Origin of the sequence: Shinella sp. 838, from assembly GCF_029623935.1 — a bacterium.
Taxonomy (GTDB): domain Bacteria; phylum Pseudomonadota; class Alphaproteobacteria; order Rhizobiales; family Rhizobiaceae; genus Shinella.
In genome coordinates this window covers 645,721-663,899 of sequence record NZ_JARSBQ010000001.1, presented here as the reverse complement: position 1 = coordinate 663,899, position 18,179 = coordinate 645,721, and the positions used below count along the sequence as shown (strand labels likewise).

Sequence of the window (18,179 nt, the reverse complement as noted above, 5' to 3'; positions counted from 1 at the left end):
CATGACCCTCCAGTTCTCGCCCTTCCTGCCTTGGCTCGCCATCGGCGCAATCGCCCTCGTCGGCATCGCGCTTGCCGCCCTCGGCTTCTGGCGTGGCCTGCGCGGCGCCTTCATCCGCGCGCTGGCGCTCGCTCTTCTCGTCTTCGCCCTCGCCAACCCGGTGTTTTTGCAGGAGGATCGCGAGGCGCTGTCGACGGTCGTGCCCGTCATCGTCGACCGCAGCCAGAGCCAGGACAACGAACAGCGCACCGCGCAGACCGACGCCGCGCTCGAAGGCCTCAAGGAACGGTTTTCGCGCTATCCCCGCATCGAGCCGCGCATCGTGGAGGCCGGCGACGACGGCACGTCTGACACGCCCTCCACCCGCCTCTTCGACGCGCTCAACGCCGCGATCGCCGATGTGCCGCGCTCACGCGTCGGCGGTGCGATCCTCATCACCGACGGCCAGGTGCACGACATTCCGGAGGCATCGGCCTTCTCCAGTTTCGAAGCGCCGGTACATGCCCTCGTCACCGGCCGGCCGGATGAATTCGACCGCCGCATCGAGATCGTCAGCGCGCCGCGCTTCGGCATTGTCGGCGAGCCGCAGGAGCTGAAATTCCGCGTGGTGGACGACGGCACAGGCCCCGGCGGCACCGCCCGCGTGACCGTGCGCCTCAACGGCAACGAGATCGCCTCGGAAATCGCCCAGCCGGGCACCGAACACCCGCTCGGCTTCACCGTCCCGCGCGGCGGCAACAATATCCTGGAGTTCGAGGTCGAGCCGGTCGCGGGCGAGATCACCACGGCGAACAACCGCGCCGTCCATGTCATCGAGGGCATCCGCGAGAACCTGCGCGTGCTGCTGGTCTCGGGCGAGCCGCATGCCGGCGAGCGCGCCTGGCGCAACCTCCTGAAGTCCGACACGGCCATCGACCTCGTGCACTTCACCATCCTGCGTCCGCCGGAAAAGCAGGACGGCACGCCGATCAACGAACTGTCGCTGATCGCCTTCCCGACGCGCGAGCTCTTCGTCGACAAGATCAACGAATTCGATCTCATCATTTTCGACCGCTACCAGCACCGCGGCGTGCTGCCGATCCTCTACTACGACAACATCGCCCAGTACGTGGAAAACGGCGGCGCGCTGCTGATCGCAGCCGGGCCGGAGCATGCAGGCAACGATTCCATCGCAGGCACCCCGCTCTCGGTCGTGCTGCCGGCGAACCCGACGGGCGCGATGAACGAGGCACCCTTCTATCCGCGTCTTTCGGACCAGGGCAAAAAGCACCCCGTCACGCGCGGCCTCGAAGGCGCGGGCGAGGAGCCCCCGCGCTGGGGCCGCTGGTTCCGCACCGTCGACGTCCAGCGCCCGGACGGCAATGTCGTGATGGAGGCCAACGACGGCAAGCCGCTCTTGGTGCTGAACCGCGCCGGCAAGGGCCGCGTCGCCATGCTGCTTTCCGACCAGGGCTGGCTCTGGGCGCGCGGTTTCGAAGGGGGCGGCCCGCATGTCTCGCTCTATCGCCGCACGGCGCACTGGCTGATGCAGGAGCCGGCGCTGGAGGAGGAGGCGCTGACCGCCCGCACATTCGGCCGCACGCTCCAGATCAACCGCCAGACGATCGGCGACGCGCCAGGCGAGGCGACGCTGAAACTGCCCTCCGGCGCAACGCAGCAGGTGGTACTCACCGAGGCCGAACCCGGCCTCTACCGCGCCGAAGTGCCGACGGCGGAAACCGGCCTCTACGAGATCACCAACGATGCTCTTTCCGCCCTCGTCCATGTTGGCGCGGTCGACGCGCCGGAATTCAAGGCGACGATCTCGACCACCGAGAGCCTGAAGCCGCTCGCCGAGGCCACGAGGGGGACGGTGCGCCGGCTGGTCGATGCGGAGGGCGAGGCCGTGTCCCTGCCGCCGCTGCTGCCGGTGTCGGGCCAGGTGCGCACCGTCGACGAGAACCGTCTGTCGCTGCGAATGACGGACGAGACGGTGCTGAAGGGCATCAACTCGCTGCCGCTCTTTGCCGGTTTTGCCGGCGTCGGCCTGCTGCTGCTCGCCTTCTCGGCCATGTGGTATCGCGAAGGGCGGTAATCGCCTCTGGCGCCACGCCAAACGTTCGGCTAGTGTCGCCGCACGGCCGGAGGCGGCCGGCAGACCCGCGCCTTTCCAACGGCATGGCGAACGCCTCCCCAAAAACCTTTCTCCACCGTTCATCGTGGCGAAGGCGTCGGCAATGCGGGCACTGACGAAGACTTCGCCTGATATGAGGAACGGACATGCGCGACTTTCGCGACGCAAAAACCATGGCGAAAACCCTGCGGGACACCCTCGCCGCCCGGGATATCGATATTCCCCACAGCCAGGCCCTCGAAATCGTCGCCCGCCAGTTCGGCGTCGAGACGTGGAATATCCTGTCGGCGAAAATCGAGGCCAAGCCGCCGGCCGGTATCGCGTTCGAGCAGGCGGTGCCGATCGTCCGCATCTTCGATGTGGCGAAGGCGCACGAATTCTATCTCGGCTTCCTCGGCTTCTCCATCGATTGGGAACACCGCTACGGCGAGAATTTTCCGCTCTATACCCAGGTCTCGCGCGGCGGCCTCCGGCTGCACCTGTCCGAACATGCGGGCGACGCGACGCCAGGCGGCAACATGGTCGTCTACATGACGGGCATCCGCGCCTTCCAGAAGGAGCTGATCGGCAAGGACTACCGCTACATGAAGCCGGGGCTGGAGGATGAGGGCTCGCGGCTGGAGGTGACGGTGACGGATCCGTTCAACAATCACATTCGCTTCATGGAGTTGAAGGACTGAGTTTGCCCCTCATCCGGCTGCCGCCACCTTCTCCCCGCAAGCGGGGAGAAGGAAGATGCTGCACCGTTTTCCCGGCAGGACGGTCCGATGGATGGAGGGCCTTGCCAATTTCCACCTTCTCCCCGCTCGCGGGGAGAAGGTGCCGGCAGGCGGATGAGGGGCGCGCCTTAAACGCCGGGCTTGGCCGCCTCGTTGCACCGCCAGCAGATGATGCCCTTCAGCCGCGCATGCGTATCCTCGGCAAAAGGCATCACCAGCACCCGGGCCGGATCGACCGGACCGGGGAAGGCGAGCGCATTCCACGCGACCTTTTCGAAACCGAGCGGGCCGTAGTAGGGCGGATCGCCGACGAGGACCACCGCTTCCGAACCCTTGCGCTTGGCCGCCGCGCAGGCGATCCGCAGCAGTTCCCGGCCGATGCCCTTGTTCTTGTGCGACGGCCGCACGGCGAGCGGGCCGAGCAGGTGTGCCTTCACGCCGCCCGCCAGCACCGGCGTCATGCGCACGGAGGCGATCGTCTCGCCGTCATCGGTACAGACGAAGGAGAGCGACAGGTCGTGCGGCCCCTGCTCGCGGATGCGCGCAGCCGCACGCACATGCCGGCCGGGACCGAAGGCCTCTTCGTTGATGTGTTCGATGGCCGCGTCGTGGGAGACATCTTCCGTGAGGTAGACGAGGTCGTGCTTGAGCATGTTCATGGATCAGGGAACCGGATACGAAACGAGGGATGCGGGTGATCGCGCCGCCGCCAGGGGGCGCAGCAGGAGCATCAGCGTCGTCGTGGGGTTCCGGTGTAGAACATGCGGGGTTCGTCTTCCTTGCCGGCTTGAGCGCCGGTACTGACCTGCGCCGATAGCAGAAATTTCGCGTCTGTCAAAGAGCAAAACGCACTGTTCATCAAAATGCCCCTATCCACGCTTCGTCCACATGCGCACTATGGCTGCACATTTTGGCCGCGAAAGGCGGCAGAAGGAGAATATCATGGGCATGCTCGTGGACGGCGTCTGGCACGACGTCTGGTATGACACGGAATCGACGAAGGGCCATTTCAAGCGCGCCGCCTCGCAGTTCCGCAACTGGATCATGCCGGACGGCGCGCCGGGACCGACCGGCGAAGGCGGCTTTGCCGCGGAGGCCGGACGCTACCATCTCTATGTCTCCTATGCCTGTCCCTGGGCGCACCGCACGCTGATCTTCCGCAAGCTGAAGAAGCTGGAAGAACTCATCACGGTCTCCGTCGTCGATCCGCTGATGCTGACCCGAGGCTGGGAGTTCAAGGGCGAGAACGGCGGCACGCTCGATCCGCTGTTCGGTGCCACCGCACTCTACGAAATCTACCAGAAGGCCGATCCGCACTATTCCGGCCGCGTCACCGTGCCGGTTCTCTGGGACAAGAAACAGAACCGCCTGGTCTCGAACGAATCGGCTGAGATCATCCGCATGTTCAACGCGGCTTTCGACGGTATCACCGGTTCGCGCGAGGACTATTATCCCGAACCGCTGCGTGCGGAGATCGACGTGCTCAACGAGGCGATCTACGACACCGTCAACAACGGCGTCTACAAGGCCGGTTTCGCGACGGCACAGGACGCCTACGAAGGCGCCGTGCAAAAGCTCTTCGAGATGCTGGACCGTCTCGATGACCGGCTTTCCACGAAACGCTATCTCACCGGCGACCGGTTGACGGAGGCCGATTGGCGGCTCTTCACCACGCTAGTGCGCTTCGATCCGGTCTATGTCGGCCACTTCAAGTGCAACATCCGCCGCATCGCCGATTACCCCAATCTTTCCGGCTATCTGCGCGAACTCTACCAGGTGCCGGGTATCGCCGGAACGGTGAACATGCGCCACATTAAGGAGCACTACTACCGCAGCCACACGACGATCAATCCGACGGGGATCGTGCCCGTTGGCCCCGAACTCGACCTGACCCTGCCCCATGGCCGCGAGCGGCTGAAGGCGGCCTGAACCTACCACACATCGGCAAACGGCGCCCGGCCGGCAAGCTCCTCCAGTCGCCGCCGGGTGGCGGCGGTCGTTGCGGCCGGCAGGGCGTCGAGCCCGAAGAAGCCGGCCTCGACGATCTCCCGATCCTTCAGGCGCGGCGCGGACTGGGTGACGCCTTCGCAGCAGTAGAGGAGAACGTGGTCGCGCTTGCTGGTCTGCCGGTTGAAATAGACGTGCACGAGCCGGGGCGCCGCACCCGCAACGAGATTACCCTCCTCGCGCATCTCCTTGGCCAGCGCCTCCAGCGCCGTCTCGCCGCGCTCGATGCCGCCGCCCGGCAGGTGCCAGCCGGGCACATAGCTGTGACGCACCAGGAAGAGCCGGCCGGCCTCGTCGAAGCAGGCGGCGCGCACGCCCATCGTCATGCCGCGGGAAAGCGCGAAGTAGCCGTGCAGCACACGCGTCGCAAGCCGCCTGAGGCGGCTGCGGGTCGGTGGTGCGGCGGCGGGCTTGTCCTGGTCCATGGCGGCACTTCGCCGGAAGCTTTTGGCCAAATCAAGTCTCACCGCGCCAAAGACCGAGGAATATCCACGCCTTGCGTTCCCCTTGCGCATCTTATGCACTAAGGAAGGATATGTTCAGACTTGCCCATATATCGGACGTCCATCTCGGGCCGCTCCCTGCCCTCACCTTCCTGGAGCTTTTTTCCAAGCGCATCACCGGCTTCGTCAACTGGCACCGCAACCGGCGCCGGCACCTCTTCGCCAACACGCTGGACATCGTTCTGGACGATCTCGAGCGGCGCGACCCGGATCATCTCGCGATCACCGGCGACCTCGTGAACCTTGCCTCCTCACTCGAGATCGCCGCCGTCAAAAGCTGGCTGGCGGAGGCCGGCACGCCGGAGAACGTCTCGGTCGTGCCGGGCAACCACGACGCCTATGTGCGGGGCGCCTACGAAAAATCGACCAGGGCCTGGTATCCCTACATGCGTGGCGACAACGCACCGGCCGAATGGGACGAGGACTTTCACGTCTTTCCCTACATGCGGGTTCGCGGCCAGGTGGCGATCATCGGCTGCTCGACGGCGGTCGCAACGCCGCCCTTCGCCGCCTCGGGCTATTTCGGCAGGCGGCAGGCGCGCGAAACCGTCAATCTCCTGCGAGCGGCAGAGAAGCACGGCCTCTTCCGTGTCGTGCTGATCCACCACCCGCCGATCCGCGGCGCAACCTCGCTCCACAAGCGCATGATCGGCATCCGCCGCTTCGCCGCCACGGTCTCGACGGGTGGCGCCGACCTCGTGCTGCACGGCCACACCCACCTCAATACGGTGCATTGGCTGCCCGGGCAGACGAAGCAGATTCCCGTCGTCGGCATTGCCTCGGCCTCGCAGGGGCCGGGCGGCCACAAGCCGCCGGCGGGCTACAACCTGTTCTCCATTTCCGGCGCCCCCGGGAACTGGAACGTCATGCGCGAGCGCTACGCGCTGACGACGGACGGCCTTGCGCTGGCACTGGCGGAAACCACGCGTTTCTAGCATCCCCGGCCGAATAAAACCCTCTATTCCCCCGTCATATCCTCTCAGAACGGTCGGCCCGCAAGAGCACCGAAAGAGCCGGCCGCTCGAACGGCCAGCGCCGGGCAGACGACAAGAACGAGAGGGAACCCATGACCATGCTCCGCCACACCATGCTGCTTTCATTCTGCGCCGCCGTTTCGCTGACGGCGCTGTCGGCCGCGCGCGCAGCCGATTCCGATACCACCACCCCGCCGGTCGCGACCGAAACGACGACGACCTGCACGGACGGCAAGATCTGGAACGAGGAAAAGAAGGAATGCGTCGCGCCCGAGGACCTGAAGCCGGCCGAAGGCACGCCCGCCGAGGGCACGACGCCCGAGGACAAGGCGAAGACGGAGGAGCAGAAGAAGACCGAACGCAAGATCGACGATAAGCTCTATGAGGCCGCACGCGAATTCGCCTATGCCGGCCAGCATGAGAATGCGCTTCGGGCGCTGCGCGCCGCCTACGACCAGGAGGATCCGCGCATCCTCAACTACATGGGCTACAACACCCGCAAGCTCGGCGACATGGCGCGAGGCATGGCCTATTACAAGCGGGCGCTGCAGAAGGACGAGAACTATATCCTCGCCCGCTCCTATATGGGCCAGGCGCTGATCGAGCAGGGCGATATCGAAGGCGCCCGTGTCCAGCTCGTCGAAATCCGCGATCGCGGCGGCGAGAACACCTGGGCCTATCGCGCGCTGCTCCAGTCGCTCGGCGGCGAGCGCACCACTTACTGACAGAATGCCGGCGGCGCCGTCCGGAAACGGCACGGCGCCGGCCGACAAGGGATCAATCGTTGAGGGAACGCGGGAAACTGCGCTCCGGGTTGCCGTTCATGCTTGCAGACCCTAGGAAGAATGTTTCATATCAGACGGTCGTTGCCCGCCCGGCAGCGAATAGAGTTTTGATCCCGAACGTTTCCTTGGAAAAGCAATGCGTCCGACGGCAGAATCGAATGAGTTCCGGCGAGAATTGGTCAATTTGCTGCCGAAGTTGCGCCGTTTTGCGATGACGCTGACGCGCAACGGCAGCGATGCCGACGACCTCGTGCAGGAGGCATGCGAGCGGGCCATCACGCGGAGCCATCTATGGAACGGGGAAGGCCGGCTGGAAAGCTGGGTTTATGCCATGACGCGCAATCTCTGGGTGGACGAGATCCGCAAGCGAAAGGTCCGCACAGGGTCCGGCACGGTAGATGTCGCCGAGCAGGATAGCCTGCATATCGAAGCGTCGGCCGACAAGGCGGTCTATGCCAAGCAGTTGCACAAGTTGATCATGACCATGCCGGAAGGTCTCTCGAGTGTCTTTCTCCTCGTCAATGTCGAAGGTCACAGCTATCGGGAGGCGGCGGATATTCTGGGCATACCGATCGGCACCGTGATGAGCCGGCTTTCGGCGGCCCGCATCCGGCTTGCGGCCATGATCTCGGAACAGATGGAAAGGAGGGCCTGATGGTGGAGAGCACACAGGGTCTTCCGCTCGAAGTACGCTTGTCGGCCTATCTCGATGGCCAGCTGCCGGAAGCGGAAATGGACGAGATCAACGCGATCCTCGCCGAGGACGACGACGCGCGCATTGTCTTCGAGAAGTTGAAGCTCGGCAGCGATTTCGGCGCGCGCGCCTTCGACAAGCTGCTGCAGGAGCCCATTCCGCTCGATCTGGTGCGCAACATCAAGGAGGCGGGCAAAAAGGACGAAGAGCCGCCGAAGGCGGGCTTTGCCGCCATCCCCGTCGCCGTGGCCGCGCCGCGCCGCCCGTCCGCCGTCTGGCCAAAGGCGCTTGCCGCCTCGCTCGTGCTGTTCCTCGCCGGCGGCGCCGCCGGTTATCTCGTCGGCGAACGGCAGGACGGCACGTCTGAGCTTGCCTCCACCCAGTTCGCCCCCGCCCGCACCTGGCTGGACGATATCGCCGACTATCACCGCATCTACGCCCGCCAGACACGCCATCTCGTGGAGGTGCCGGCGAGCGACAAGGAACATATCGTCGAATGGCTGTCCGCCAGCACGGGCGTGCCCTTCAAGCTGCCTGACCTTTCCGACCAGAACCTGACCTTCGAAGGCGCGCGCCTGTTGGTCGCCGGCGGCAAGCCGGCCGCACAGCTGCTCTATCGCAATGCCCAGAACGAGGTCTTCGCCATCTGTTTCGTCCAGAGCGACCCGGTCGAAACCGTCACGGCCCTCACCGAAAGCATGCGCAACGATATCGGCCTCGTCTCCTGGCAGAAAGGCAGCGCGTCCTATGTCGTGGTCGGCCCCTCGGCCGATCCGGCGCTGGAGCGCATCGCCGAAGCGGTTTCCTCGACGATCTGAGCATTCCCGCAGCGGGTGCACCCACGGTTTTCCGGCATCGAAAAAGCCCGACAGCGTCGCTGTCGGGCTTTTTCCGTTCCAGAATTGCCAACGCTTAGCCGCGAACGGCGAGCACGCGGTTGGCGGCCGAGACGATGGCTTCGAGCGAGGCCGTCACGATGTTCGTGTTGATGCCGACGCCGAACAGCTTGCCGCCGGGATGCTCGACCTCGACATAGGCGATGGCCGCCGCGTTCGAGCCGTGCTGGAGCGAGTGCTCGGAATAGTCGGCCACCGACATCGGGATGCCCAGATAGATCGAGAGGGCATTGATGAACCCGTCGATCGGGCCGGTGCCCTTGCCTTCGATGCGCTTCGTCTCGCCGCCATCGGTGATCTCGGCGGCAACGATGCGCGTGCCCTTCTGGCCGGCATCATCGGGATAGGTGTGGTGATCGACGAAGCGCAGGCGCGTGCCCGGCTGCGTGACATAGCGCTGCATGAAGCTCTCGTGGATGCGCTTCGACGGCAACTCCACGCCCTCTTCGTCGGTAATGCGCTGGATCTCCTCGCGGAACTCCACCTGCAGGTTGCGCGGCAGGTTGATGCCGTAGTCTTCCTGCAGGATGTAGGCGATGCCACCCTTGCCGGACTGCGAGTTGATGCGGATGATCGCCTCGTAGGAGCGGCCGACGTCCTGCGGGTCGATCGGCAGATAGGGCACTTCCCAGATCGGCTTGTTGGCCTTCTTGATGGCCTTCATGCCCTTGTTGATAGCGTCCTGGTGCGAGCCAGAGAAGGCCGTATAGACCAGTTCGCCGACATAGGGATGGCGCTCGGGAATGGCCATCTCGTTGGAATATTCGTAGACGGCCTTGATGCGCTCGATGTCGGAGCAGTCGAGCTTGGGATCGACGCCCTGCGTGTACATGTTCAAGGCCAGCGTGACGACGTCGACATTGCCCGTGCGCTCGCCATTGCCGAACAGCGTGCCTTCGACGCGGTCGGCGCCGGCCATCAGCGCCAGTTCCGTCGCGGCGATGCCGGTGCCGCGGTCATTGTGCGGGTGCAGCGAGATGATGACATTCTCGCGGTTGTCGATGTTGCGGCACATCCATTCGATCTGGTCGGCATAGATATTCGGCGTCGCCATCTCGACCGTGGACGGCAGGTTGAGGATCAGCTTGTTGTCCGCCGTCGGCTTGACGATCTCGACGACCGCGTTGCAGATCTCCAGCGCCACTTCCAGCTCGGTGCCGGTAAAACTCTCCGGGGAATATTCGAAACGGTAGCCGCCGCCGGCCTTGGCGGCCATATCGGTGATCATCTTGGCGGCATCGGTGGCGATCTGCTTGATGCCGGGAACGTCCTTGGCGAACACGACGCGGCGCTGCAATTCACTCGTCGAATTGTAGAAATGGATGATCGGCTTGTGGGCGCCTTCCAGGGCTTCAAAGGTGCGGGTGATCAGCTCCGGGCGGCACTGCACCAGCACCTGGAGGGAGACATCCTGCGGCACGTTGCCCTCTTCGACACACCAGCGGGCGAAGTCGAAATCGGTCTGCGAAGCGGAGGGGAAACCAATCTCGATTTCCTTGAAACCCATATCCAGCAGCAGCTGGAACATGCGGGCCTTGCGGTCGTGGCCCATCGGGTTGACCAGCGACTGGTTCCCGTCGCGCAGGTCCACCGAACACCAGATCGGCGCCTCGGTAATGGTCTTGCCGGGCCAGGTGCGGTCCGCAATGTTGATCGTCGGGTAGGCCTGATACTTGGTTACGGCCTCGGGCATGCCCTGCTTGGGGGAATGGGTCTTCAAAATCATCGTCTTCGTCTCTTCGTCGTCCCGGCATTCGCGAGAACGTCTTAGCGCAAGCACACGGGCTTGGCGACGGCGAATGCAGCGGAATTCATGCATTGGGGGTGAAACGAGGAGCTATTGCCGGACGGGCTTTTCGGCCGCCGGGCGCTCCTCAGCGAACCCGGCAACCGCGCGTAAGGCCGAGAAGAAGAAGCGAGGAGAAGCCGCGCGAACGCTCACGGACAGCTGCGCTGCCGCGAGAAACCCGTTCGATGATCTGTGCGCTGGTCTTCAACATGAGGCGGCTTATAGCGGGGGAGAGACGAAAGGGCAAGCGGGGCGCAGGATTTTTGCCGAAACGCCCCTCACCTGCCTGCCGGCATCCTCTCCCCGCAAGCGGGGAGAAGAGCGATGGGCTCTCCGTTCTACCCCTTCTCCCCGCTTGCGGGGAGAAGGTCCCGGCAGGGGGATGAGGGGCAAGGGCGGATCAGATATCCGCCTGCGACGTCACGATGCGCGAGACGAGGCCATAACCCTTGGCTTCTTCGGCCGAGAGCCAGTAGTCGCGGTCCGTGTCCTTGGCGATCTTCTCGATCGGCTGGCCGGTCGCTTCGGCGAAGATCTTGTTGAGGCGCTCGTTCATCTTGATGATCTCGCGCGCCTGGATCTCGATGTCAGACGCCATGCCGCGGGTGCCGCCCGACGGTTGGTGCAGGAGGAAGCGGGTGTTCGGCAGGCAAAGGCGCTGTTCCTTCGGTGCGGCGACATAGATCAGTGCACCGGCGGAAGCGACCCAGCCCGTGCCGATCATCCAGACCTTCGGCTTGATGAACTTGATCATGTCATGGATCGAATCGCCCGATTCGACGTGACCGCCCGGCGAATTCACATAGATGCGGATGTCTTCGTCGCTGGCGGCGGCAAGCGCCACGAGCTGCGAGCAGACCTTCTGCGCCAGTTCCTGGTTGATCGGCCCATAGATGAAGATCGAACGCGACTTGAAAAGGTTCGCCTCCGTTTCCTTGCCCAGGGGCAGTTCCGTCTTCTTGTCGTCTTCGTCGCTCATCCAAAGTCTCCGGATTGCTCGTCAATAGTCCTGTCGCTGTCAGATAATGCGACTCACTGGCCAAGACAATGCAACAAAACCAATAGGTGGCGATAGAGCCTCACCGCACCACCGGAAAACAGGGTAAATACGCCCGGCAAGGTGCGCACTTTGCGTATGGACCCGGCGCCGGCACTGCTCCTACGATCCTCGCCTTACCGACACAGGCGCCGGTCATTCCCCAGACCGGCGGAGCAGGGGACACCATGATCAGACGCATCCCGCTGGCGCTGGCCGCGCTCGCCGTCACGGCCGTACCGGCCTTCGCTCATCTCAATCCGGAGGAGCACGGCTCCTTCATGGCCGGCTTCTCGCATCCGCTCTTCGGCCTCGACCATATCCTCGTCATGGTCGCCGTCGGCCTCTGGGCGGCACAGATCGGCGGCAAGGCGCTCTGGGGCGTGCCGGCGGCCTTCGTTACAACGATGGCGGTCGGCTTCGGCCTTGCACTGGCAGGTATCGATCTGCCCTTCGTCGAGCCGGCGATCCTTGCCTCGGTCGTCGCCCTCGGCCTGCTCGTGGCCATGGCGGTAAAACTCGACACGGCGGCCTCGGCCGCGATCGTCGCCACCTTCGCGCTCTTCCACGGCCATGCCCATGGCGGCGAGCTCGGCAGCGCCGGCGCCTTCGAATTCGGCGTCGGCTTCGTCGTCGCAACCGCGCTGCTCCACATTGCCGGCATCGGTTTCGGCCTCGGCATCGTGCGCCTTTCGGGTGGCGCCATCGCGGCCCGCATCCTCGGTGCCATCACGGCGCTCACCGGCCTGGTTCTCGCCTTCGGCTGATGCCTGACGGGCGGCGGGACAAACCGCCGCCACCTTCACCCCCTGCCGCGATAGGGCTGCACGCCCTGATCCGGGATCCACACACCCTTCGGCGCGTCGCCCGTCTGCCAGAACACATCGATCGGAATGCCGCCGCGCGGATACCAGTAGGCGCCGATACGCAGCCATTTCGGCTCCAGCAGACCGACGAGGCGCTTGGCGATGTCGATGGTGCAGTCCTCGTGGAAGGCACCGTGGTTGCGGAAGGAGTGCAGATAGAGCTTCAGCGATTTCGATTCGACCAGCCAGCCGTCCGGTATGTAGTCGATGACGATATGCGCGAAATCCGGCTGGCCGGTCATCGGGCAGAGCGAGGTGAATTCCGGCGCGGTGAAACGCACCACGAAATCCGTGCCGGCGTGGCTGCTCGGCACCTTTTCCAGAACGGCGGTGTCCGGGTTGGACGGCAGATCGACCGGCTGGCCGAGCTGCGACAGTCCCGATACGTCAGTCTTGCTCATTGTGAACCTCTTCGATCTTCACTCTGATCCCATGCGCCTTTTCCGTCTCCGGCTCGACATGGATGGCGATCTGCGCGCCCGGCTGCACGGCGCGGATGGCGTCCTCCAGCCGGTCGCAGATGTCGTGCGCCTCGCCGACGGGCATCCGCGCCGGCACGACGAGGTGGAAATCAACGAAGGTCGCCGCCCCTGCCCTGCGCGTCTTCAGGTCATGCACGCCGAGCGAGCCCGCGCCGTGCGCGGCAATCGCCACCTGGATGGCCTCCGCTTCCTCCGGCTCCACCGCATGATCCATCAGGCCATCGACCGAATGGGCGATGACCTTCCAGCCCTGGTAAAGGATGTTCAGCGCCACAAGCACGGCCAGCAGCGGATCCAGCACCGCATAGCCGGTGGCGATGGCGAGAACGAGGCCGACGAGCACGCCGATCGAAGTCACGACGTCGGAGAGGATGTGCTGTCCGTCCGCCGACAGGGCCGGCGAGCGATAGCGTTTCCCTGCACGGATGAGCGTGTAGGCCCAGATCACATTGATGACGCCCGCAAGGAAGTTGATGGCAAGGCCCAGCGCCGGCGCCTCCATCTGTGTGGGTGCAAGCACCGCCGGCAACGCCTCGGCAACGATCAGCAACGCCGCCACGACGATCAGCACGCCCTCCAGGACCGCCGACAGATACTCCGCCTTGTGGTGGCCGAAGGGATGCGTCTTGTCCGCCGGTTTCGCCGCATAGGTGATCGCGGCGAAAGCGACGATGGCCGCCACCACATTGACGCTCGATTCCAGCCCGTCCGACAGGAGCGCCACGGACCCCGTCACCCACCAGGCGACGAGCTTCAGCCCCATGACGAAAAGCGAAAGCGGGATGCCCCAGAGCGCCAGCCGCTTGACCCTGTCAGAATTTTCCATGCCACTCTCCATGCGCATGCAACCGAGTTGCAAAAAGCCTGGTCCATCAACGCAAAACCGCGCGCACGGGGTCGTGCACGCGGTTTTCTCTTGGGGTCGATATCGGCCAGTTCGGCCGTTTTGTCAAAGCCTCAGGCGGCTTTTACCTTCGCTTTTTTCGAAAGGTGCGCCACCACGTTCTCGATCATGCGCATACCGGCATCCTGGCCGAGCGTCATGATCGATTCCGGGTGGAACTGCACCGCCGCCACCGGCTCGCTGGCATGCTCGATACCCATGATCGTGCCGTCCTCGCTTTCCGCCGTGATGATGAAATCACGCGGCAGCGTGGCCGGATCGGCGAAGATCGAATGGTAGCGGCCGACCGTCACCTCGCGGCCGAGACCGGAGAAGACAACGCCCGGCTCCAGCACGCGGATGCGCGACGGCTTGCCGTGCATGGGGATGGCGAGCTGGCGCAGTTCACCGCCATAGGCCTCGGCAAGCGCCTGCAGGCCGAGGCAGACCCCGAAGATCGGCAGGTTGCGCGCCCGCGCCTTCTTGATCGTCGCCTTGCAGTCGAAATCCTTCGGCGTGCCCGGTCCAGGCGAAAGCACGACGAGGTCGGGCTTGATGCGATCGAACACCTCCTCGGGAACCGGCGTGCGCACGGTCGTCACCGTCGCACCCGTCTGGCGGAAGTAGTTGGCGAGCGTGTGGACGAAACTGTCCTCGTGGTCGACGAGCAGGATATTGACCCCAGCGCCGACGGCCGCAACGTCACGCTGGACTTTTGCGGAATTGCCGGACCTGGCGTCGCGGATGGCGGAGATCATGGCGGAGGCCTTCAGTTCGGTTTCGGCTTCTTCTTCCTCGGGGTTGGAATCGTAGAGCAGCGTGGCACCGGCACGCACCTCCGCGATGCCATCCTTGATGCGGATGGTGCGCAGCGTCAGGCCCGTGTTCATGTCACCGTTGAAGCCGACCATACCGATCGCCCCACCATACCACGCCCGCGGGCTCTTCTCATGCGCCTCGATGAAGCGCATCGCCCAGAGTTTCGGCGCTCCCGTGACCGTGACGGCCCAGGCATGCGAGAGGAAGCCGTCGAAGGCATCCATGTCGTCGCGCAGGCGCCCCTCGATATGGTCGACCGTGTGGATGAGGCGCGAATACATCTCGATCTGCCGACGGCCGATGACCTTGACCGAACCCGGCTCGCAGACGCGGCTCTTGTCGTTGCGGTCGACGTCCGAGCACATGGTCAGTTCGGATTCGTCCTTTTTGGAATTGAGCAGTTTCAGGATCTGTTCCGAATCGGCAATCGGATCGTCGCCGCGCTTGATCGTGCCCGAGATCGGGCAGGTCTCGATGCGGCGGCCGGACACGCGCACGAACATTTCCGGCGAGGCGCCGACGAGATATTCCTGGTTGCCGAGATTGATGAAGAAGGAATAGGGCGACGGGTTGATCGCCTTGAGCCGGCGGGAAATTTCCGACGGCTTGCTTTCGCAGCGCTCGAAGAATTTCTGGCCCGGAACCACTTCGAAGAGGTCGCCGCGCCGAAAACTTTCCTTCGCCTTGACGACGAGCTCAGCATATTCGCCGGGGCGATGATCACCATGCGGCGGAATCACGTCAACGGTCTGGAATGGCTCGGGTGCGATCGCCTCGCCCTTGCCTTCCGTCGAAGTGCCGTCCTTGGAAAAATCATAGCGGTCGATCCAGGCCTTGGCGGCGTAGTGGTCGACGACGAGGATCTCGTCGGGCAGGAAGAGCACCATGTCACGCTGGTCGTCCGGCCGCTTGAGCTTCAGGTCGATCGCATCGAACTGGAAGGCGAGATCGTAGCCGAAGGCGCCGTAAAGGCCGAGGCTGGCATCCTGGTCCGAATGGAAGAGATCGGTGACGGCGCGTAGCACGGTGAAGACCGTCGGCATCTTGGAACGCTCTTCCTCGGTGAAGACCCGGTCGGGCAGCTTCACCTCGAGATCGAGGCGGTTTTCCGTACGGGCGCCGAGCGCCAGTTCCGGCACCTCCGCCAGACGGTCGGCGATGAAGGCGAGCAGTACGGTACCGCGGGCGTTGTAGGCCTCGATCCAGACCGCGCGGCCGAAAGAGGAGATGCCGAGCGGCGGATCGACGACGGCGGTGTCCCAGCGGGTATAGCGACCGGGATATTCGTAGTTCGACGAGAAAACCGCGCCGCGCCGTTCGTCAAGCTTGTCGACATAGGCGGAAATCGCATGGGCATAGTCGGCGGCGCGGCGACGACGTGTGACGGTAACCCCGCCCCTCGTCTCGTAGGCTTCGGCACCATCTTCCAGAATTTTCGTGGCCATTCCCCAACTCCGTTTCAGGCCCGGTCCCGTGACGGCGGCCCAAAAAGAAAAAGCCGCCTCGAAGGTTCCGGGCGGCTTGTCGTCTCAATCACGCATGACTGGTCAAGGCCGCCTCAGCGAGCCCACCACCAACCAGCGATGTTGATCATCTTTTCCATGAGCGGAGTGTTAGCGTGAAGTGCAGGCGCACGCAAGGCCGATTGCGGCCCGCGCGACACGGTATTCCGGATGTTGCGCCCTCGCATCACCCGGCATCGCGCTTGCTGCGCATCGGACCAGGGCGGCGAAACAATCCGTCAATATGGCGAGAATTCGCCATGCCTGGAGGTTTGCCCCTTCCGTGAGCATATGCTAATGGCGCACGATAAACCATCGACATCAAGGCAAGAACCCATGGTCTCCATCATGGTGGAACAGTTCCGCGAAATGCAGATCCTGCTTGCGGAAACGATCGCGGACTATGAAACACCGGAGTTCACAAGGCTGGACGGCAGGATCGCCCGTGCCTTCGACACCCTCTACCGGTACGAACCACGCAATGCCGACGAGGCCCACACCCTGGTCGGCCTTTTCCTCGACCTCATCGAAGACAATGACGGCGGCGACAGCGTTCACCTCATTCAGCGGGTGCGCACGATCATCGGCGACTATACCGCCCAGTCCCGTCCGCTGATGGAAATCACAAACGGCGCGGGCATCTGACCGCTCCGCCGGCAACCAAATCCGGTTTCCGGCGTTTCCCCGCTGATCTTGTCAGCCGGGAGACGGAACCATCGTCACACTCCACCGACCAGCCATGCTCGCCGCCCTCCTCATTCTGGCCGGCGCCGCCGACCTGCCGAAGGACGGCCCCCTGCCCATAGCAAGGCCGCAACAGGAATCCGAAGAAGGCTCCGGAAAGGCTTCGGCAGAAGCCGAGCGCAAGGCGGAAGACAATGCGGAGAAGGCAAAGGAGCGCCCGCGGGAGGACGACACAGAGGAAGCCGCCTGCCTGGCGGCACTGAAGACCGTCGGGGCCGGTTTCAAGGCGGCGCCCGCCGTCAACCACGGCAAGGCCTGCGGCATCGACAGGCCCGTCCTGCTCGAGACCCTGCCGGGCGGCATCAAGGTCGAGCCCGCAGCGACGATCCGCTGCGAAACTGCGCTACAGCTCGCCCGCTGGATGGAGGGATCGGTGAAACCGTCCCTCCAAGCCGCCATGCCCGGCGAAACCGTCACCATGCTCTCCCAGGCCTCGGCTTATGTCTGCCGCAACCGCAACAACGCCGAGGACGGCAAGATCTCCGAACACGCCTTCGGCAACGCCGTGGACATTGCCGGCTTTACGCTGAAAAGCGGCAAGACCGTCACGATCCGCCCGGCGGACAAGGAGCCGACCCTCGAAGGCGCGTTCCAGCGCACCATCACGGAGGCAGCCTGCCTCTACTTCACCACGGTGCTCGACCCCGGCAGCGACGCGGCACACCAGAACCACCTGCATCTCGACGTGAAGGACCGGCGCGGCGGCTACCGCTATTGCTGGTAGGAGGATTATATTTCAGCCGGCTCCTGAAAAGCCCGGGTGGCAGCCCTATTTCAGGCGGGGCCTTCCGGCCTTTCGTCCTTTCTGCCCAACAAGGTTCCCGCCATGTCCATCACCCCCTACGATCTCTCCATCCCGGCCTTCCAGCGTGGCTTTACCGTGCTCGCCAAGCTGCTCGACAAGGCCGAGGCCTTCGCTGAAGACAACAAGATCAAACCGGAAATTCTGGTCAATGCCCGCCTAGCACCGGACATGCTTTCGCTTGCCGGCCAGATCCAGCGCATGAGCGACACCGCAAAGGGCGCCGCCGCGCGCCTGACCGGCACGGCGGCACCGAGCTTTGCCGATGACGAAACCACAATGGCTGATCTGCGCGCCCGCATCGAGAAGACCACGGCCTATCTCGCCAGCGTGCCGGAAGCCGCCTTCGAAGGCGCGGAGGACCGCACCGTCGTGGTAAAGACACGCGGCGGAGAGCTGAGCTCCTCCGGCAGGGACTATCTCCTCACCTTCGCCCTGCCGAACTTCTACTTCCACCTGACGACCGCCTACGCGATCCTGCGCCACAATGGCGTCGCAGTGGGCAAGCTGGACTATCTTGGGCGGGCGTAAGGCCTTCCCAAAGCGCGGTGGGCGCCCGGCTTAG

The 18,179-nt window shown here is 64.3% G+C and carries 18 protein-coding genes; 11 read left to right on the top strand and 7 right to left on the bottom strand.

The window, feature by feature from the left end; all coding sequences use genetic code 11:
• The first annotated feature begins 1 nt into the window (after nt 1).
• Nucleotides 2-2,074, top strand: a complete 2,073-nt coding sequence (locus tag P9A16_RS03140) for a hypothetical protein (RefSeq protein WP_024270472.1) — start codon at nt 2-4, stop codon at nt 2,072-2,074.
• A 185-nt stretch (nt 2,075-2,259) separates the two neighbouring features.
• Nucleotides 2,260-2,793 carry a glyoxalase superfamily protein gene (locus P9A16_RS03135; RefSeq protein WP_023514213.1) on the top strand — a complete coding sequence of 178 codons (534 nt, stop codon included), beginning with the start codon at nt 2,260-2,262 and terminating at the stop codon, nt 2,791-2,793.
• Nucleotides 2,794-2,960: 167 nt separating this feature from the next.
• On the opposite strand, the gene P9A16_RS03130 is transcribed toward P9A16_RS03135, so the two are convergent.
• The gene (locus P9A16_RS03130) at nt 2,961-3,491 is read right to left on the bottom strand and encodes a GNAT family N-acetyltransferase (protein ID WP_023514214.1); all 531 of its coding nucleotides are present in this window, start codon (nt 3,489-3,491) and stop codon (nt 2,961-2,963) included.
• A 283-nt stretch (nt 3,492-3,774) separates the two neighbouring features.
• On the opposite strand from P9A16_RS03130, the gene P9A16_RS03125 reads away from it, so the two are divergent.
• Nucleotides 3,775-4,761, top strand: coding sequence for a glutathione S-transferase family protein (locus P9A16_RS03125; RefSeq protein ID WP_024270473.1), 987 nt, complete (start codon nt 3,775-3,777; stop codon nt 4,759-4,761).
• 2 nt (nt 4,762-4,763) lie between these two features.
• Here P9A16_RS03125 and P9A16_RS03120 read toward each other — a convergent pair whose 3' ends face one another.
• Nucleotides 4,764-5,264: an NUDIX domain-containing protein gene (locus tag P9A16_RS03120; RefSeq protein WP_023516635.1), complete on the bottom strand. Its 501-nt coding sequence runs from the start codon at nt 5,262-5,264 to the stop codon at nt 4,764-4,766.
• 110 nt (nt 5,265-5,374) lie between these two features.
• On the opposite strand from P9A16_RS03120, the gene P9A16_RS03115 reads away from it, so the two are divergent.
• The 4 genes from P9A16_RS03115 to P9A16_RS03100 all read left to right on the top strand — a co-directional run bounded on the left by P9A16_RS03115 (nt 5,375) and on the right by P9A16_RS03100 (nt 8,613).
• Nucleotides 5,375-6,277 (top strand): metallophosphoesterase family protein, encoded by a 903-nt coding sequence (locus P9A16_RS03115; RefSeq protein WP_024270474.1) that lies wholly within the window; start codon nt 5,375-5,377, stop codon nt 6,275-6,277.
• Between the two features lie 131 nt (nt 6,278-6,408).
• On the top strand, nt 6,409-7,041 hold the full coding sequence (locus P9A16_RS03110) for a tetratricopeptide repeat protein (RefSeq protein ID WP_024270475.1): 633 nt from the start codon (nt 6,409-6,411) through the stop codon (nt 7,039-7,041).
• Nucleotides 7,042-7,237: 196 nt separating this feature from the next.
• On the top strand, nt 7,238-7,756 hold the full coding sequence (locus tag P9A16_RS03105; RefSeq protein ID WP_024270476.1) for an RNA polymerase sigma factor: 519 nt from the start codon (nt 7,238-7,240) through the stop codon (nt 7,754-7,756).
• Nucleotides 7,756-8,613 (top strand): anti-sigma factor family protein, encoded by an 858-nt coding sequence (locus P9A16_RS03100; RefSeq protein WP_023517262.1) that lies wholly within the window; start codon nt 7,756-7,758, stop codon nt 8,611-8,613. Before P9A16_RS03105 ends, P9A16_RS03100 begins: the two co-directional genes overlap by 1 nt.
• Before the next feature lie 94 nt (nt 8,614-8,707).
• Here P9A16_RS03100 and leuA read toward each other — a convergent pair whose 3' ends face one another.
• Together leuA and P9A16_RS03090 are read right to left on the bottom strand one after the other, a co-directional pair.
• On the bottom strand, nt 8,708-10,417 hold the full coding sequence (leuA, locus tag P9A16_RS03095) for a 2-isopropylmalate synthase (protein WP_024270160.1): 1,710 nt from the start codon (nt 10,415-10,417) through the stop codon (nt 8,708-8,710).
• 463 nt (nt 10,418-10,880) lie between these two features.
• Nucleotides 10,881-11,459, bottom strand: a complete 579-nt coding sequence (locus P9A16_RS03090) for an ATP-dependent Clp protease proteolytic subunit (RefSeq protein WP_024270161.1) — start codon at nt 11,457-11,459, stop codon at nt 10,881-10,883.
• A gap of 245 nt (nt 11,460-11,704) precedes the next feature.
• On the opposite strand from P9A16_RS03090, the gene P9A16_RS03085 reads away from it, so the two are divergent.
• A complete protein-coding gene (locus P9A16_RS03085; RefSeq protein WP_023514854.1) occupies nt 11,705-12,283 on the top strand; it encodes a HupE/UreJ family protein in 579 nt (192 codons plus the stop codon).
• A 35-nt stretch (nt 12,284-12,318) separates the two neighbouring features.
• On the opposite strand, the gene queF is transcribed toward P9A16_RS03085, so the two are convergent.
• The 3 genes from queF to P9A16_RS03070 all read right to left on the bottom strand — a co-directional run bounded on the left by queF (nt 12,319) and on the right by P9A16_RS03070 (nt 16,011).
• Nucleotides 12,319-12,783: a preQ(1) synthase gene (queF, locus tag P9A16_RS03080; protein WP_023514855.1), complete on the bottom strand. Its 465-nt coding sequence runs from the start codon at nt 12,781-12,783 to the stop codon at nt 12,319-12,321.
• Nucleotides 12,770-13,690, bottom strand: a complete 921-nt coding sequence (locus P9A16_RS03075; protein ID WP_023514856.1) for a cation diffusion facilitator family transporter — start codon at nt 13,688-13,690, stop codon at nt 12,770-12,772. Before P9A16_RS03075 ends, queF begins: the two co-directional genes overlap by 14 nt.
• A gap of 131 nt (nt 13,691-13,821) precedes the next feature.
• Nucleotides 13,822-16,011, bottom strand: coding sequence for an anthranilate synthase (locus tag P9A16_RS03070; protein ID WP_023514857.1), 2,190 nt, complete (start codon nt 16,009-16,011; stop codon nt 13,822-13,824).
• A gap of 393 nt (nt 16,012-16,404) precedes the next feature.
• Between P9A16_RS03070 and P9A16_RS03065 the strand changes: the two genes are divergently transcribed.
• The 3 genes from P9A16_RS03065 to P9A16_RS03055 all read left to right on the top strand — a co-directional run bounded on the left by P9A16_RS03065 (nt 16,405) and on the right by P9A16_RS03055 (nt 18,145).
• On the top strand, nt 16,405-16,713 hold the full coding sequence (locus P9A16_RS03065; protein ID WP_024270162.1) for a hypothetical protein: 309 nt from the start codon (nt 16,405-16,407) through the stop codon (nt 16,711-16,713).
• A 94-nt stretch (nt 16,714-16,807) separates the two neighbouring features.
• A complete protein-coding gene (locus P9A16_RS03060; protein ID WP_023514039.1) occupies nt 16,808-17,536 on the top strand; it encodes an extensin-like domain-containing protein in 729 nt (242 codons plus the stop codon).
• A gap of 102 nt (nt 17,537-17,638) precedes the next feature.
• On the top strand, nt 17,639-18,145 hold the full coding sequence (locus tag P9A16_RS03055; RefSeq protein WP_023514038.1) for a DUF1993 domain-containing protein: 507 nt from the start codon (nt 17,639-17,641) through the stop codon (nt 18,143-18,145).
• Nucleotides 18,146-18,179 lie beyond the last annotated feature (34 nt).

Excerpts from the sequence above, each read along its gene's own strand:
- P9A16_RS03140 (WP_024270472.1), top strand. The coding sequence starts at position 2 with ATGACCCTCCAGTTCTCGCCCTTCCTGCCTTGGCTCGCCATCGGCGCA.
- P9A16_RS03135 (WP_023514213.1), top strand. The coding sequence starts at position 2,260 with ATGCGCGACTTTCGCGACGCAAAAACCATGGCGAAAACCCTGCGGGAC.
- P9A16_RS03130 (WP_023514214.1), bottom strand. The coding sequence starts at position 3,491 with ATGAACATGCTCAAGCACGACCTCGTCTACCTCACGGAAGATGTCTCC.
- P9A16_RS03125 (WP_024270473.1), top strand. The coding sequence starts at position 3,775 with ATGGGCATGCTCGTGGACGGCGTCTGGCACGACGTCTGGTATGACACG.
- P9A16_RS03120 (WP_023516635.1), bottom strand. The coding sequence starts at position 5,264 with ATGGACCAGGACAAGCCCGCCGCCGCACCACCGACCCGCAGCCGCCTC.
- P9A16_RS03115 (WP_024270474.1), top strand. The coding sequence starts at position 5,375 with ATGTTCAGACTTGCCCATATATCGGACGTCCATCTCGGGCCGCTCCCT.
- P9A16_RS03110 (WP_024270475.1), top strand. The coding sequence starts at position 6,409 with ATGACCATGCTCCGCCACACCATGCTGCTTTCATTCTGCGCCGCCGTT.
- P9A16_RS03105 (WP_024270476.1), top strand. The coding sequence starts at position 7,238 with ATGCGTCCGACGGCAGAATCGAATGAGTTCCGGCGAGAATTGGTCAAT.
- P9A16_RS03100 (WP_023517262.1), top strand. The coding sequence starts at position 7,756 with ATGGTGGAGAGCACACAGGGTCTTCCGCTCGAAGTACGCTTGTCGGCC.
- leuA (WP_024270160.1), bottom strand. The coding sequence starts at position 10,417 with ATGATTTTGAAGACCCATTCCCCCAAGCAGGGCATGCCCGAGGCCGTA.
- P9A16_RS03090 (WP_024270161.1), bottom strand. The coding sequence starts at position 11,459 with ATGAGCGACGAAGACGACAAGAAGACGGAACTGCCCCTGGGCAAGGAA.
- P9A16_RS03085 (WP_023514854.1), top strand. The coding sequence starts at position 11,705 with ATGATCAGACGCATCCCGCTGGCGCTGGCCGCGCTCGCCGTCACGGCC.
- queF (WP_023514855.1), bottom strand. The coding sequence starts at position 12,783 with ATGAGCAAGACTGACGTATCGGGACTGTCGCAGCTCGGCCAGCCGGTC.
- P9A16_RS03075 (WP_023514856.1), bottom strand. The coding sequence starts at position 13,690 with ATGGAAAATTCTGACAGGGTCAAGCGGCTGGCGCTCTGGGGCATCCCG.
- P9A16_RS03070 (WP_023514857.1), bottom strand. The coding sequence starts at position 16,011 with ATGGCCACGAAAATTCTGGAAGATGGTGCCGAAGCCTACGAGACGAGG.
- P9A16_RS03065 (WP_024270162.1), top strand. The coding sequence starts at position 16,405 with ATGGTCTCCATCATGGTGGAACAGTTCCGCGAAATGCAGATCCTGCTT.
- P9A16_RS03060 (WP_023514039.1), top strand. The coding sequence starts at position 16,808 with ATGCTCGCCGCCCTCCTCATTCTGGCCGGCGCCGCCGACCTGCCGAAG.
- P9A16_RS03055 (WP_023514038.1), top strand. The coding sequence starts at position 17,639 with ATGTCCATCACCCCCTACGATCTCTCCATCCCGGCCTTCCAGCGTGGC.